Here is a 15,213-nt window from a genome sequence, read left to right as displayed (position 1 = left end):
CAGCATGGTTCGACGCGCGTTGCGCGGCTAGAAGAATGTAGCGGACCAGCCGAGCATGCGACCAATGGGCTCCCACCCCACAACGGCGTCAACGGACAGGCCAATGAACAGCACCGAAAGGTAGTTGTTGGAGTAGATAAACAGGCGCATAGGCTTGACCTTGGCGCCTTGTTTCACTCCCTGGTGGAGACGCATTGCCATCCACAAGAAGACCGCACCGGATGCCACCGCAGCCACAAGGTATATCCACGAGGCAGCCGGAATGATGAGCAACGTAACGATCACGGTGCCCACCGTGTACCACACGATTTGCCGCGTGACCTCCGATTCCGCTGCTACTACAGGCAGCATGGGCACGCCAGCCTTACGGTAATCTTCCTTGTACTTCATGGCTAATGCCCACGTGTGGGGCGGCGTCCAGAAGAAGATGATGAGGAAAAGGACAACGGCCTGCCACCAGCGATCCGGCTCCCCCGCTGGGGCGTTATCACGAATGACGGCCCAGCCCACCATGGCTGGCATACATCCGGCCAGACCGCCCCAGACGATGTTCTGGGCGTTACGCATCTTGAGGAACTTGGTGTAGACGAACACGTAGAAGAAGTTCGTCAGAAGCACGAAAAATGCCGCGAGCCACGAATGCGCCAGCACACCCAACCAAAAGACAGAGAGGGCCAACATAATCCATGCGAAGATGGCCGCGTTGCGGCGCGAGATGGTGGCGCGAACAAGCGGACGGGCGCGAGTTCGCTGCATCTTCTGATCGATTTCATAGTCCACAACGTTGTTAAACGTGTGGGCTGCGGCCGCGCCCATCCAGCCACCGAAAATTGTGGAAACAATGAGCCAGAAGTTCGAGGAGACAGCGTCAAATCCACGCTGTGCTTGGAGCATTGCCGGGATTGCCGCAACGAGGAGGAGTTCAATGATCCTCGGTTTCGTCAGCGCAAAATAGGCCTTGATGGTCTCCAAGGAACAATCCTCCGTATATCTGGCAACGACAGCGTACGAGCAGTGGGTCTTAGTAGTGGTCGGCTGCGGGGGCTCGAAAGTTCCCGACAACCATCCTCACATTCGTGTGAAGACAATCTCCGGAAAACCTGAGTACAAACCGACCGGCCTCAACCATGCCACCCTACCGCCCAGATCGTGGTTTCTATAATTACCCGCCGGGGATTCAAAAACCTTTACACTGATAAACGGTATATCTGTTTCCAGAAGCGAAGTGAGGTTTTCACCGTGTCGCACGATAAGTTGTCCCCGGAACTGCAGGCTATGGTCCAGCGCCGTTATCCCTCTGACTGGAGTGACCTAGAAACCCGCGCCGTGGATACCGTGCGCGTTCTCGCCGCCGACGCTGTGCAGAACTGCGGATCCGGTCACCCTGGCACCGCGATGTCCCTGGCACCGCTGGCCTACACGCTCTACCAGCGCATCATTAATCATGACCCAGCGGACGTGCACTGGGCTGGCCGTGACCGTTTCGTGCTCTCCGTAGGCCACTCCTCACTAACCCAGTATATTCAGCTCTTCCTGGGCGGATTCGGCCTTGAGATGGAAGACCTCAAGTCACTGCGCACCTGGGGTTCTAAGACCCCGGGCCACCCGGAGGTCCACCACACCGATGGCGTGGAGATCACCACTGGTCCGCTGGGCCAGGGCTTGGCTTCCTCCGTCGGTATGGCCATGGCGGCACGGAAAGAACGCGGGCTTTTCGACGCTTCCGCACCCGCCGGCGAATCCCCCTTTGATCACTTTGTCTACGTCATCGCGTCCGATGGTGACCTGCAAGAGGGCGTGACCGCTGAAGCTTCCTCCTTGGCAGGCACTCAGCAGCTGGGCAACCTCATCGTGTTCTGGGATGACAACCGTATCTCCATCGAGGACGACACGAACATCGCCTTCAATGAGGACGTCGTGAAGCGCTATGAGGCCTACGGCTGGCACGTGCAGACGGTTGAGTCCGGTGAGGATGTCGAGGCACTCGAAGCAGCAGCTGAAGCTGCCCGCGCAGAGACTACCCGCCCGTCCTTCATCCGCGTCAAGACCGTCATCGGCTACCCAGCACCGAACAAGATGAACACCGGCGGTGTTCATGGCGCGGCCCTCGGTGAGGAGGAAGTTGCGGCAACCAAGGAGATTCTTGGTTTCGACCCCGAGCAGCACTTCCACATCGACGACGAGGTGCTTGCCCATACCCGCAAGCTCACCGAGCGCGGCGCGCAGAAGCATGCCGAGTGGCAGAAGAAGTTCGATGAATGGGCAGCCGCCCACCCAGAAGAAAAGAAGCTCTTCGACCGCCTTCAGGCTCGCGAGCTCCCAGCAGACTTTGCCGCTGAGCTCCCAAGCTGGGAGGCAGGCGAGTCCCTGGCAACTCGTAAGGCTTCCGAGGCCGCTATCCAGGCGCTGGCTGCCTCCCTGCCGGAGATGTGGGGCGGCTCCGCCGACCTGGCGGGTTCCAACAATACCGTGATTAAGGGAGCTGACTCCTTTGGTCCCGAATCCATCACCACTGATGCATGGTCTGCGCAGCCTTGTGGGCGCAACCTGCACTTTGGTATCCGCGAGCACGCCATGTCCGCCATCATGAACGGCATTGCCCTGCACGGCAATACCCGCGTCTACGGCGGTACCTTCCTCATCTTTTCTGAGTACCAGTACCCGGCCGTGCGCCTCGGCGCGCTGATGTCCACTGATACCTACTACGTGTGGACCCATGACTCCATCGGCCTTGGCGAAGATGGTCCTACTCACCAGCCGGTTGAGACCCTCGCCGCCTTGCGTGCCATCCCGAACCTCTCCGTGATCCGTCCAGCCGATGCCAATGAAACCGCTCAGGGCTGGGCCGCCGCACTTGAGTACAAGGCAGCGCCAAAGGGCCTGGCGCTGTCCCGTCAGAACCTCCCCGTCCTCGAAGGCACCAAGGACAAGGCTGCCGACGGCGTTCGTCGCGGTGCCTACGTACTTGTTGAGGCTTCGAAGGAGACCCCGGACGTTATCCTGCTGGCCTCCGGTTCCGAGGTGCAGCTGGCAGTAGAGGCCGCACAGCAGCTCGAGGCTGAGGGAACCGCGACCCGAGTCGTATCCGCTCCCTGCTTGGAATGGTTCGACGAGCAGGACGCAGACTACCGCGAGTCCGTGCTCCCATCCGCAGTCCTGGCACGCGTATCCGTCGAGGCGGGCATCTCCATGCCGTGGCACAAGTACACCGGCTCCTTCGGCCGTACGGTGTCCTTGGAGCACTTCGGTGCTTCTGCCCCTGCTGGCGAGCTCTTTGAGAAGTTCGGCTTCACCGCCGAGGCTATTGTGGACGCCGCCCGCGATGCCCTCGGCGCAGCCCACGCCATCTAGTCCGCACCTTCTACCAGGCCAGTGCGACGGCCCAGCGCCGTTGCTGACGAAAGGACCCTGTACACACCATGACTCACATCGATGAACTCGCCACGATCGGTACCTCGACGTGGCTCGACGATCTGTCGCGCGAGCGCCTGGATTCCGGGAATCTCCGCGAGCTTGTGTCTACCAAGTCCATTGTGGGTGTCACCACCAATCCAGCTATTTTCGCCTCCGCAATGTCGTCCGGCACTTCCTACGACGCGGCTATCGCCGACCTCAAGGAAAAGGGCGTGAAAGCCGATGAGGCTGTCTACTCCCTCGCCGTTGACGACGTCCGCAACGCGTGCGATGTCCTCAGCGACATCTTCGAGAAGACAGGGGGCCGCGATGGTCGCGTCTCCATCGAGGTCGACCCGCGCATTTCCGCCGACGCGGAGGCCACTGTGGCTCAGGCCCGTGAACTGTGGGCGCAGGTGGATCGCCCCAACCTCATGATTAAGATTCCGGCCACGAAGGGATCCCTCCCAGCAATCACTGACGTGCTAGCCGCGGGCATCTCCGTCAACGTCACGCTCATTTTCTCGGTGGAGCGCTACGCCGAGGTCATTGCCGCGTATAAGGAAGGGATCAGGCGCGCCGCCGCGGCGGGCAAGGATGTATCGACGATTCACTCCGTGGCCTCCTTCTTTGTCTCTCGTCTCGATACCGAGGTGGACAAGCGCCTCGAACTCATCGGCTCTAAGGAGGCTCTAGCACTGCGTGGAAAGGCAGGCGTGGCCAACGCCCAACGCGCTTATGCTTTGTTTGCCAAGGAGTGTGGCGCTGGCTCGGATCTTCCGGAAGGTGCGCAGGTGCAGCGTCCACTGTGGGCGTCGACAGGTGTGAAGAATCCGGAGTACCCGGCGACGCTCTACGTTTCTGAGCTGGCCGGCCCCGATACGGTTAACACCATGCCGGAGAAGACCATCGATGCAGTTCTCGACCAGGGCAACCTCCACGGCGATACCTTGACTGGTGCCGGTGAGCAGGCGGATACGGTCTTCGCAGAGCTCGAAGCAGTCGGCATCGACTTTGATGACGTCTTTGCGGTATTGGAGCGCGAGGGAGTCGACAAGTTCGTGGCCGCGTGGAAGGAGCTCCTCGAATCAATGGTGGACCGTCTCTCTTAGGCTCCACTTTCCCTGCCCCGGCGATGAGGAATTGTTCATACGGCAGAAGATTTCTTTAACCCTTTTTAGTCACACGCGCCCCACTAACGAACAGGCAACTATCGTTGGCGGGGCGCGTATCGCTATGCTGGGCTGTTGGACTAACCTCACACAGACCGAAAGGACACTTAGTGAGCACTACCAGCGCGTGGGTTAACCCGTTGCGCAACGCGAAGGATAAGCGCCTTCCGCGCATCGCCGGCCCCTCTGGCATGGTGATTTTCGGCGTGACCGGCGATTTGGCACGCAAGAAGCTCCTGCCGGCCATTTATGATTTGGCCAACCGTGGTCTGTTGCCGGCCGGCTTCACCCTCGTGGGTTATGGCCGTCGCGGCTGGGACAAACAAGCTTTCTGCAACTACGTCCGCGAGGCAGCCGAGGCGGGCGCCCGCACGACCTTCAACGAACGTGTCTGGGAGCACCTTGCCAAGGGCATCGAGTTTATTCAAGGCAACTTTGACGACGCCGGCTTCGATAAACTGTCAGCACGCCTTTCCGAGCTCAACACCTCTCGTGGTACCGGTGGTAACTGGGCGTATTATCTTTCCGTTCCGCCGGAATTCTTCTCCGATATCTGCCACCAACTCGAGCGAGTCGGCATGTCAAACAACACGGAGAGTTCCTGGCGCCGTGTCATCATTGAGAAACCGTTTGGCCACGATCAGGCTTCTGCCCGCGAGCTCAACGAGATTGTCAACGCCGTCTTCCCGGAGTCTTCGGTCTTCCGTATCGATCACTACCTAGGCAAGGAAACAGTGCAGAACATCATGGCGCTGCGCTTTGCCAACCAGATCTTCGAGCCGATGTGGAACGCACACTACATTGACCACGTTCAGATCACGATGGCTGAAGACATCGGCTTGGGAGGGCGCGCCGGCTACTACGACGGTATTGGTGCCGCTCGCGACGTCATCCAGAACCACCTTCTGCAGCTGCTCGCCCTCGTCGCCATGGAGGAGCCGTCCTCCTTTGCCCCGGCAGCCCTTCAGGCAGAAAAGATCAAGGTTCTAGAGGCCACACAGGCGGTGCACCCGCTCAACAAAACGACGGCACGCGGCCAGTACGCGGCCGGTTGGCAGGGCTCGGAGTACGTTAAGGGGCTGCGTGAGGAAGAGGGCTTTGATCCTGAGTCCACGACGGAGACCTATGCTGCCTGCACCCTTAAGGTGAATTCCCGCCGGTGGGCGGGCGTTCCCTTCTATCTGCGCACCGGCAAGCGTTTGGGGCGCCGCGTGACAGAAATCGCCCTCGTGTTCAAGACTGCCCCACACCAGCCCTTTGACCAGGGGCAGGCCGAGGCTTTGGATCAGAACGCCGTGGTCATCCGCGTCCAGCCGGATGAAGGCGTGACCATGCGCTTTGGTTCCAAGGTGCCTGGTTCCACCATGGAGGTGCGCGACGTCAACATGGACTTCGCCTACGCCTCCGCGTTTACTGAGGAGTCTCCCGAGGCCTATGAGCGCCTCATCCTCGATGCCTTGCTGGATGAATCCTCCCTCTTCCCCACTAACCGCGAGGTTGAACTGTCCTGGTCCATCCTGGATCCCATCATCGAGTACTGGGCAGGAATTGGACAGCCCGAGCAGTACCGCGCTGGCACGTGGGGTCCCGAGTCCGCTGATAGAATGCTGCGCCGTCAGGGTCACTCCTGGCGCCGTCCGTAGGCCCACAGGAGGAACACCACATGATTATCCCCTTGCCCGAAACGACGACGCGCAAGATTTCCCAGAAGCTCGTGGAGATGCAGGAGCACTACACTCTGACCACGGGCCGCGTCCTTACCCTCATCGTCATGACGCAGGAGGGCGACGACCTGGACAACCTCTTGGTTTCCGTTCGCGATGCGTCTCATGAGCACCCATCCCGTGTGATCGTTATTGCCCGCGGTAATCCTGTGGACAAGACTCGCCTTGACGCTGAGCTACGCGTGGGTGGTGAAGCCGGCGCTTCAGAAATCGTGGTCATGCACCTGCATGGAGCATTGGCGGACCAAGCAGAGGCAGTCGTGACTCCCTTGCTGCTTCCTGATACGCCCATTGTGGCGTGGTGGCCCACGGCGTGTCCCCAGTCCCCTGCCTCTGTCCCCATTGGCGCGTTGGCTCAGCGCCGCATTACCAACGTGGCGCATGGCGATGGCGTCGATCAGTACGATCTTCACCTGCTGTCCTCGGGATACAAGCCGGGTGATTCCGACATGTCGTGGGGCGCCATCACGTTGTGGCGCGGCATTGTTGCGTCTGCGCTGGACCGTCACCCACATGAGCCTGTGCACTCTGTGGAGATTTCGGGTGCTCACAACCACGCCGCCGTGGATTTTGCCGCTGGCTGGCTTCTCGACGCCCTCTCCGTCCCCGTCCATCGCACAGTTGCGGAGTGCGATGAGAACACCTTCCCAATTACCTCCCTCATCTTCCGCCGCCCCACTACAGATGTCGCTATCACCGTAGTGGATTCGGAAACCGTCAAGGTCAGCGTCCCGGGATCACCCGAGTCGCTCGTGAGCCTGGATATTCGCTCGGAAGCCGAAGTCTTGTCTGAAGAACTGCGTCATCTCGACGCGGACAAGACATACGCCCGTACTCTCCGCGCATTGGCTAACGTGGACTACAGTGAGAAACACTAAGTCCCAGCACCTCTACACTTCTCTATAAAGGATCTTCCTGCACCATGGTTACTCTTCACCGCGTGAGCGATGTAGATGAGCTCATATCCTCCGCCGCACTCGCTTTCATCGATACGATTGCGGCCATCCAGACTCCGGGCGGCGGCCTGCACAAGGACGGCGTCGCCCGAGTAGTGCTTACCGGTGGAGGTGCGGGAATTGGGCTTCTGCGTGAGCTTGCGCGATTGGATCATGCTGCACAGAAGCAGGGCCCTGACTTCCCAGCGTTGACGGTGGATTGGACTCGCGTGCACGTGTTCTTCGGTGATGAGCGCAACGTACCCGTCAGTGATCCGGACTCCAACGAGGGGCAGGCCCGCGAGGCCCTGCTCGGTCCGGTCGGAGTCCCGGAACACAATATCCACGGCTATGACCTTGGCGCCATTTCCATGGAGCACGCAGCTCAAGCCTATGAGGGAGAAATTCGTGAGTTCGCCCCAGAAGGCTTTGACCTTCACCTTTTGGGGATGGGCGGCGAAGGCCATATCAACTCCATCTTCCCGCACGCTGAGGCCGTCTACGAGGACACTGACTTTGCCTTTGCGGTGCATGACTCCCCTAAACCCCCGTCGGAGCGTGTCACGCTCACCTACCCTGCCATCAACCGCTCCCAGCGCGTCTGGTTCCTGGTAGCCGGAGAAGAAAAGGCCGAGGCCGCTGCCCATCTTGTTGCCGGCGCCGCTGCTGAGGACTGGCCAGCGGCCGGTGCCCACGGCGTTGAGGAAACCGTTCTCTTCCTCGCCGACGACGCAGCTGAGAAACTCTAGCCCTCAGGGGCACTGGCAGTCTCTCACGGAGACTGCCAGAAATCAAAGAAACGCCGCGTCCTCCCTTCGACTAGGAAAGGGGCCGCGGCGTTCTTCTCTATCCCCGTAGCAGGTGTGCGGGAACCGTGCGTTTAGCTGTAAGCCTGCAGCAGGTTCAGCGCAACGATGCAGGCCAGCCAAATGATGACCATGACCACGGTGTAGCGGTCCAAGTTCTTCTCCACCACAGTGGAACCAGACAGGTTGGACTGCACACCGCCACCGAAGAGGCTGGACAGGCCGCCGCCCTTACCCTTGTGCAGCAGCACGAAGATGGACATGAGGATTGCGGCAATCACCAGGATGATTTCCAGTGCCAAGATCATGAAAAAGTTCCTTGTTTACACAGTTGTGACGTTTGTACAGGTTGCGCGGTATTCGGCGGCGCACTCGGGTGTGCCGAGGCGTCCAACCGGCGCAAGACATTCTTCGATGCTACACCATAAAGCGGGCCGGAAACCATTCCGACCCGCTTAGGGAGACTAAGCCACCAGTGCCTATGCCCTAGCGCTTAGGCCTCAGACGCAGCGTTGGCTGCCAGCTTCGCAAAATCCTCACCCTTCAGCGAGGCGCCGCCAACGAGACCGCCGTCTACGTCCGGCTTGCCCACGATCTCAGCTACGGAGTCAACCTTGACGGAACCGCCGTAGAGAATGCGAATGCCCTCTGCAACCTCGTCGCCGCCGAGCTCGCGCACGAGACCGCGAATAGCAGCGCAGACTTCCTGCGCGTCGTCGGCGGAGGCGACCTTACCAGTGCCGATCGCCCAGACCGGCTCATACGCGATGACGGTCTTGGCAAGGTCGTCAGCAGACAGGCCCTCCAGCGAGTTGCGGGTCTGGGTCACCACGTAATCAACGTGGGTGCCCTTCTCCCGAACGTCGAGTGGTTCACCGACGCAGACGATCGGACTAATTCCGTTAGCCAGCGCCGCAGCGGCCTTCTCTGCTACGAGCTTATCGGTTTCGCCGTGGTATTCGCGGCGCTCCGAGTGACCGACGACGGCCCACGAGCAGCCCAAAGCGGAGAGCATCTTGCCGGACACCTCGCCGGTGTAGGCGCCAGATTCGTGCTTGGAGATGTCCTGCGAGCCATAGGTGAACTTGAGACCGTCGCCGTCGACAAGCGTCTGCACGGTGCGGATATCCGTGAACGGGACCATGAAGGCCACGTCGACCTTCTCGTAGTAGTCCTGAGGCAGTGCGAAGGCAAACTTTTGAAGGGAGCCGATAGCTTCCTTGTGATCGAGGTTCATCTTCCAGTTACCAGCAATAAGCGGGGTACGTGCCATGATGTGCCTTTCTACAGGGGAACGTGATGAGTGGTGATTAGGATTCGAGGACTTCGACGCCCGGCAGCTCCTTGCCTTCCAGGAACTCGAGGGAAGCGCCGCCACCGGTGGAGATGTGGGAGAATCCGTTCTCGTCCAAGCCGAGCAGGCGGACAGATGCAGCGGAATCGCCGCCGCCGACGACGGTGAAGGAACCGTTGTTGGCGGTGGCATCGATGATGGACTGTGCAACACCAGCGGTGCCCTTGGAGAAGGCTTCCATTTCAAAGACGCCCATCGGTCCATTCCAAAATACAGTCTTGGAGGTGGCGATGACCTCGTCGAATTTCTTGACAGACTCGGGGCCGATGTCGAGGGACATCCAGCCCTCCGGGATGCCGTCAAGAGCAACGACCTTGTTCTCGGCGTCTGCGTTGAACTCGGTGGCGGCAATGAGGTCGACCGGCAGGACGATCTTGTCGCCGAAGCGCTCGAGGAGGTCCTTGCAGTTGTCGATCTGGTCTTCCTGCAGCAGGGAGTTCTGAACGTTGTAGCCCTGTGCTGCCAGCAGGGTGTAGCACATGCCGCCGCCGATGATGACCTTGTCGGCCTTGTCAGCCAGTGCTTCGATAACGCCGAGCTTGTCGGAGACCTTTGCGCCACCCAGGACCACGACATACGGGTGCTCCGGGTCCTTGGCTACGGACGCCAGGGTCTCCACTTCCTTCTGAACCAGCTTGCCGGCGTAGGCGGGAAGGCGCTTGGCGACGTCGTACACGGACGCCTGTGCGCGGTGGACAACACCGAAACCGTCGGACACAAAAGCGCCATTGTCGGCTGCTAGTGCGGCGAGCTCATCGGCGAAGGCGCCGCGCTCTGCCTCATCCTTGGAGGTCTCACGCGGGTCGAAGCGTACGTTCTCCACGAGGAGGACATCGCCCTCATTAAGGCCGTTGGCTCGCTCGTGCGCGTCCTCACCACTGACGTCACCCGCAAGTGCAACGTACTGGTCGAGAGCCTCAGAAAGGGCTTCAGCGACTGGTGCTAGGGAGTACTTCTCGTTCACCTCTCCCTTCGGGCGGCCAAGGTGGGCAGACAGAATGACCTTGGCACCGCCCTCGATAAGAGCCTTGATGGTGGGCAGGGATGCGGTAATTCGCCCGGAGTCGGTGATGTTGCCCTCGTCATCCAGAGGGACATTGAAGTCAGAGCGGACGAGGACGTGGCGGCCCTCGACGCCTTCTGCGAGCAGGTCATCCAAAGTCTTGAAAGCCATGGTGATTCTCCTTATGGAAAGTGATTGACTAACTAAAATCGTACGTATTTTTATGCGCTTAGGCGGGCTAATAGACGACAACCGGCCCAGCGCACGCCACGGAGGTTGAGGGCGTGGCGCATGGGCCGGTGTATCACAAGGTGCTTAAGGCTTTAGAGCTTGGAAGCAACCAGGGCGGTGGTGCGAACGAGCTGGTTGGTGTAGCCCCACTCGTTGTCGTACCAACCAAGAACCTTAACGAAGTTGCCGTTAGAGACCTTGGTCATGCCAGCATCGAAGATGCAGCCGTGCGGGTCGGTGATGATGTCGGTGGAGACGATCGGATCCTCGGTGTAGCCCAGGGTCTCGCCGAACTCGCCGGTGGATGCTTCCTTGATGGCTGCGTTGATTTCTTCAACGGTGACGTCGCGGGAAGCCTGGAAGGTCAGGTCGGTAGCGGAACCGGTGATGGTCGGAACGCGCATTGCGTAGCCGTCCAGCTTGCCTTCGAGCTCTGGGAGAACCAGGGAAACTGCCTTAGCAGCACCGGTGGAGGTCGGAACCATGTTGACGGCAGCGGCGCGGGCACGACGCAGGTCGCGGTGCGGAGCGTCCTGGATGCGCTGATCACCAGTGTAAGCGTGGATGGTGGTCATGAGGCCCTTCTCGATACCGAACTTCTCGTGGAGGACCTTGGCCATCGGCGCCAGGCAGTTGGTGGTGCAGGATGCGGCGGAGATGACGTTGTGGTTCTCAGCGTCATACTCGTCGGAATTCACGCCGTAGACGAAGGTGGCGTCAACGTTCTTACCCGGAGCGGAGATGATGACCTTCTTGGCGCCGGCCTCGATGTGAGCCTTGGCTGCCTCGCCGTCGGTGAAGAAGCCGGTGGACTCGATAACGATATCTACGTTGTGCTCGCCCCAGTTCAGGTTCTTCGGGTCACGCTCGGCAGAAACAGCGATGCGGTGGCCGTCGACGGTGATGGACTCCTCGTCATGCTCGATCTCGCCGTTGAAGCGGCCGAGAACGGAATCGTACTTGAGCAGGTTGGCGAGGGTGGCGTTGTCGGTCAGGTCGTTGACGGCGACAACCTCAAGGTCATTGTTGCCCTGTGCTACTGCACGGAAGAAGTTGCGGCCGATGCGGCCAAAGCCGTTGATGCCTACGCGAATGGTCACTGTGATGTCTCCTCAAATAATCGAGTGAAGTTGTTCGTGGGGACTGCCGATAGGCGGCCACGCTCTCGTGACGTCGTCGTCGGTTTTCCCAACACGGTCGATAGTACCCACGGTTGTGGGCTCTCGCACTGCTTAGTCAGGGGCACCTCACTCGTGACCGCGGCACAGTAAAAATCGGAGTACAGTTGTTTGGCGCCTTTGTTTAGTTCGAGGAAAACCACACCGCAACACCTGCACCTATGCCCGTTCATGTGGGAATGTGTGGAATAGTTTTGACACCGCGTGGGATATATCACCCAAGCGGAAATGAGCGAAGCCACCCAGACAACAATTCAGGGTGGCTACGTGGGGCGCCACAGAACGGATGCCCGAACGGGCGTTACGTAAGCGCGAGCCGCTTAATCGTCGTCGAAGAGATCCTCAGTCACGGACTGGGTCGTATCCGGAACGCCCAACTCCTTGGCTCGCTTATCTGCCATAGAGAGCAAACGGCGAATACGGCCAGCGACAGCATCTTTAGTCATAGGTGGGTCCGCTAGGCGGCCCAGCTCCTCCAATGAAGCTTCACGGTGCTGCACACGCAAACGGCCGGCATCAGCCAAATGCTCTGGTACATCGTCGCCCAAAATGACCATCGCGCGTTCCACGCGAGCAGCCGCAGTTACCGCAGCGCGTGCGGAACGACGCAAGTTGGCATCATCAAAATTATCTAGGCGGCGAGAGGTATCCTGCGCCTCGCGCTGGATACGCTTCTTTTCCCACGTAAGACGGGTTTCTTGGGCACCCATGCGAGTCAGCAGAGCACCGATTGCATCGCCATCACGAATCACCACGCGATCCGCACCGCGGGTTTCCTTGGTCTTTGCCGGTACTCCAAGACGGCGGGCACAGCCCACAAGGGCTAGGGCTGCTTCCTGGCACGGACAGGTCACCTCGAGAGCTGATGAACGGCCCGGTTCAGTGAGCGTTCCCTGCGCCAAGAAAGCGCCGCGCCACGCGGCTTCGTTATCCGCAATTGAGCCAGATATGACCTGGGGCGGAAGGCCCACTACTGGGTGCCCCGACCTCGTAATCAAGCCAAGGCGGCGGGTGAGCTCCTTGGCTCCCGTGGCAATACGCACCTGGATACGGTTCTTCTTCGACGACGATGCTGGGCCAGCCAAGTGCGTTGTAGCAGTGATCGAATAAAGCTCATCCAACGCAGTGACCAGACGGTCAGCTACCTTTTTTGATTCCAGCTCGACGTCATAGGTGACGCGTTCACCAGTGGCCTGTAGCTCGCCGGCAAACCTGAGAATGGCGGCAACTTCTGCCGCGCGGGCAGACTGCCGCGGTACGGATACCGCCGTAAGTTCCTCCTTGACCTGATCGGTCAATGACGCAGACACCTCGTGTCTCCCCTTTCGACTGTTGATGCCGCCACGCGGCTATGAGTGTCCCATAGTTTAACGTGCGCGCCGAGTAGGCGTGCATGCCCGGGCTAGAACCCGCCTTTCACGCTGCACATCAGCGTCTTTTACTCGGCATCGCAGATATGCTCGGCATAGAGCTCGTTGAAAACAGCCGCAAGCTTTTCTGGGCAATGCTTGTTGAAAACCTGCCCGTCTTCGTCCACCTGACGCACATCCCGGAAGACTGCCGTCGCTCCGAGAACACTTGCCGCACGCTGAACAAAAACGCGCTCTGACTCATTTGGCAAACTTTCCTCGTCTACGATGACGCGGTCTACCCGGAGATTCGGGGCATGTTGTGCCAACACGTGAAGATGCCGCTCTGCGGAGAAGCCCTGGGTCTCTCCTGGCTCCGAAGATAGGTTCAGCACGATTACTCGCAGCGCATCGGAAGAGGTGATGGCTTCAACGATATCTGGAACCAAAACGTGGGGCAGGACCGAGCTGAACCACGAACCAGGGCCCAGGGTGATCATGTCGGCGTCGTGAAGCGCCTGTAGCGTTTCTGGGTTGGCCTTAGGCCGCTCTGGGATAATACGCACGCGACGCACCTGCCCCACTGTCGAGGCAACGGCAACCTGGCCACGGACTGAGCGCATGATTCGGGGGTCGTCATCAAGCCCGGCAACATCAGCCTCGATATCGAGCGGCAAGTTCACTGACGGCAGCACGCGGCCGGCGGAATCAGTAAGCTTCGCGATGGCATCGAGAGCGTCCTGGAAATCACCCAAAACATCACTGAGGCCCGCGATGAGCAGATTGCCCACGGCATGTCCTGCCATAGCGCCATTGCCGCGAAAGCGGTGCTGCAAGGTCTTGGCCCATAGCTGGCCGTGCTCAGAATCACTTGACAGAGCAGCCAAGGCCATGCGGAGATCCCCTGGCGGGATGATTTCCAGCTCACGGCGCAAGCGGCCGGAGGAGCCGCCGTCATCAGCCACGGTGACGATAGCTGAAATTGCCTCCGCGCCCGTTCGGCGCGCCGCCAACAGGGTTTGATAAAGACCATGGCCGCCGCCCAGGCTAGCCATGTGAGATGGGGGTGTGGTCACGTACGTACCGGCTTTCAATTGTTAACTATGAGAGAGATCTGAATTTAATCCCGAGTGATGTCGCGGTGCAACGTGTTAACGTCGACATCCCCGCGCTCGCTTAAACGACGAGCAATTTCTTCAGTGACAGCGACGGAGCGATGGTGGCCGCCAGTGCAGCCGATGCCCACGGTGATGAAATTCTTGCCTTCGTGGCGGTAGCCCTTGAGCATCGAATCGAACATCTCAATGAAGTTTTCGATGAAGGGCTCTGCGGCTTCTTGTGACAGGACATAATCCGCCACTGGTTCATCCGTGCCACGGTAGCCGCGCAGCTCCGGAACCCAATAAGGGTTGGGCAGGAAACGCACGTCAACAACAACGTCAGCATCGCGCGGAGAACCGTGCTTGAAGCCGAAGGACTCCAACGTCACGTGCTGTCTCTCGTGGCCCATCTCGCCAAAGGAAGCCTCTATCGCGCGGCGCAAGTCATGAATAGACAGGTTCGTTGTATCGATAATGATGTCGGCGCGATCCCTGACTTCCTGGACGGCGACACGTTCACGCTGGATTCCAGCCTTAAGAGTCTCCCCCTCCTGAAGCGGGTGGGTTCGGCGCACCGAATCGAAACGGCGAATGAGAACATCATCGCGGGCATCGAGGAAGAGCAGCGTCGGCTTCATGTCTAGCTCGGCAAGCTCATCGAGGGTCTCTGGGAGAGAACCTGGGAACATGCGCGAACGAACATCCGTCACCGCGGCGATCTTGGTGACCGGAGAATCCGGACGGGCGCAGAGCTTGAGCAGGTCAACAATGGCCTTCGGGGGAATGTTGTGAGCCACGTAGTAGCCCTTATCCTCCAGCACCTTGGCGGCCGAAGTCAGGCCTCCGCCAGACATGCCGGTTACCAAAATGGGCGGGGAATCAAACAACGTCATGGCCTCTATTCTTACCACCTACACTGAAAGTTCGGTGAGAAAACGACAACGATCCCGTGACGGGGTGAAACTTCA

Annotated in this window: 13 protein-coding genes; 5 read left to right on the top strand and 8 right to left on the bottom strand. The window is 59.7% G+C overall.

Going from position 1 to position 15,213, the window contains the following annotated elements:
* Positions 1-27: 27 nt before the first annotated feature.
* Positions 28-972 carry a heme o synthase gene (locus CSING_RS06500; RefSeq protein ID WP_042530758.1) on the bottom strand — a complete coding sequence of 315 codons (945 nt, stop codon included), beginning with the start codon at positions 970-972 and terminating at the stop codon, positions 28-30.
* A gap of 303 nt (positions 973-1,275) precedes the next feature.
* On the opposite strand from CSING_RS06500, the gene tkt reads away from it, so the two are divergent.
* The 5 genes from tkt (at position 1,276) to pgl (ending at position 7,973) form a co-directional block, all read left to right on the top strand.
* Positions 1,276-3,351 carry a transketolase gene (gene tkt / locus CSING_RS06495; RefSeq protein ID WP_201773992.1) on the top strand — a complete coding sequence of 692 codons (2,076 nt, stop codon included), beginning with the start codon at positions 1,276-1,278 and terminating at the stop codon, positions 3,349-3,351.
* Positions 3,352-3,419: 68 nt separating this feature from the next.
* Positions 3,420-4,505, top strand: coding sequence for a transaldolase (tal, locus tag CSING_RS06490; RefSeq protein WP_042530754.1), 1,086 nt, complete (start codon positions 3,420-3,422; stop codon positions 4,503-4,505).
* 170 nt (positions 4,506-4,675) lie between these two features.
* Positions 4,676-6,208, top strand: a complete 1,533-nt coding sequence (gene zwf, locus CSING_RS06485) for a glucose-6-phosphate dehydrogenase (RefSeq protein ID WP_042530752.1) — start codon at positions 4,676-4,678, stop codon at positions 6,206-6,208.
* A gap of 20 nt (positions 6,209-6,228) precedes the next feature.
* Complete coding sequence (locus CSING_RS06480; RefSeq protein ID WP_042530750.1) at positions 6,229-7,167, top strand: glucose-6-phosphate dehydrogenase assembly protein OpcA; 939 nt, start codon at positions 6,229-6,231, stop codon at positions 7,165-7,167.
* A 44-nt stretch (positions 7,168-7,211) separates the two neighbouring features.
* Positions 7,212-7,973 carry a 6-phosphogluconolactonase gene (gene pgl / locus CSING_RS06475; protein ID WP_042530748.1) on the top strand — a complete coding sequence of 254 codons (762 nt, stop codon included), beginning with the start codon at positions 7,212-7,214 and terminating at the stop codon, positions 7,971-7,973.
* Positions 7,974-8,104: 131 nt separating this feature from the next.
* On the opposite strand, the gene secG is transcribed toward pgl, so the two are convergent.
* The 7 genes from secG to rapZ form a co-directional block, all read right to left on the bottom strand.
* Positions 8,105-8,338, bottom strand: coding sequence for a preprotein translocase subunit SecG (gene secG / locus CSING_RS06470; protein ID WP_039675251.1), 234 nt, complete (start codon positions 8,336-8,338; stop codon positions 8,105-8,107).
* A 185-nt stretch (positions 8,339-8,523) separates the two neighbouring features.
* Positions 8,524-9,303 (bottom strand): triose-phosphate isomerase, encoded by a 780-nt coding sequence (gene tpiA / locus CSING_RS06465; RefSeq protein WP_042530746.1) that lies wholly within the window; start codon positions 9,301-9,303, stop codon positions 8,524-8,526.
* Positions 9,304-9,340: 37 nt separating this feature from the next.
* Entirely contained in the window at positions 9,341-10,558 is a 1,218-nt protein-coding gene (locus CSING_RS06460) for a phosphoglycerate kinase (protein ID WP_042530744.1), read from the bottom strand.
* A 152-nt stretch (positions 10,559-10,710) separates the two neighbouring features.
* Complete coding sequence (gene gap / locus CSING_RS06455; protein WP_042530742.1) at positions 10,711-11,718, bottom strand: type I glyceraldehyde-3-phosphate dehydrogenase; 1,008 nt, start codon at positions 11,716-11,718, stop codon at positions 10,711-10,713.
* A 398-nt stretch (positions 11,719-12,116) separates the two neighbouring features.
* Complete coding sequence (gene whiA, locus CSING_RS06450; RefSeq protein ID WP_042530740.1) at positions 12,117-13,106, bottom strand: DNA-binding protein WhiA; 990 nt, start codon at positions 13,104-13,106, stop codon at positions 12,117-12,119.
* Positions 13,107-13,234: 128 nt separating this feature from the next.
* On the bottom strand, positions 13,235-14,200 hold the full coding sequence (locus tag CSING_RS06445) for a gluconeogenesis factor YvcK family protein (RefSeq protein ID WP_042530738.1): 966 nt from the start codon (positions 14,198-14,200) through the stop codon (positions 13,235-13,237).
* 65 nt (positions 14,201-14,265) lie between these two features.
* Positions 14,266-15,147, bottom strand: coding sequence for an RNase adapter RapZ (rapZ, locus tag CSING_RS06440; RefSeq protein ID WP_083280762.1), 882 nt, complete (start codon positions 15,145-15,147; stop codon positions 14,266-14,268).
* Between the last annotated feature and the right edge of the window lie 66 nt (positions 15,148-15,213).

It is taken from the genome of Corynebacterium singulare (assembly GCF_000833575.1).
GTDB lineage: Bacteria > Actinomycetota > Actinomycetes > Mycobacteriales > Mycobacteriaceae > Corynebacterium > Corynebacterium singulare.
The sequence above is the reverse complement of the archived record's forward strand: the minus strand, read 5'-3'. Positions and strand labels throughout refer to the sequence as shown.

Excerpts from the sequence above, each read along its gene's own strand:
- tkt (WP_201773992.1), top strand. The coding sequence starts at position 1,276 with ATGGTCCAGCGCCGTTATCCCTCTGACTGGAGTGACCTAGAAACCCGC.
- tal (WP_042530754.1), top strand. The coding sequence starts at position 3,420 with ATGACTCACATCGATGAACTCGCCACGATCGGTACCTCGACGTGGCTC.
- CSING_RS06480 (WP_042530750.1), top strand. The coding sequence starts at position 6,229 with ATGATTATCCCCTTGCCCGAAACGACGACGCGCAAGATTTCCCAGAAG.
- pgl (WP_042530748.1), top strand. The coding sequence starts at position 7,212 with ATGGTTACTCTTCACCGCGTGAGCGATGTAGATGAGCTCATATCCTCC.
- secG (WP_039675251.1), bottom strand. The coding sequence starts at position 8,338 with ATGATCTTGGCACTGGAAATCATCCTGGTGATTGCCGCAATCCTCATG.
- tpiA (WP_042530746.1), bottom strand. The coding sequence starts at position 9,303 with ATGGCACGTACCCCGCTTATTGCTGGTAACTGGAAGATGAACCTCGAT.
- CSING_RS06460 (WP_042530744.1), bottom strand. The coding sequence starts at position 10,558 with ATGGCTTTCAAGACTTTGGATGACCTGCTCGCAGAAGGCGTCGAGGGC.
- CSING_RS06445 (WP_042530738.1), bottom strand. The coding sequence starts at position 14,200 with ATGGCTAGCCTGGGCGGCGGCCATGGTCTTTATCAAACCCTGTTGGCG.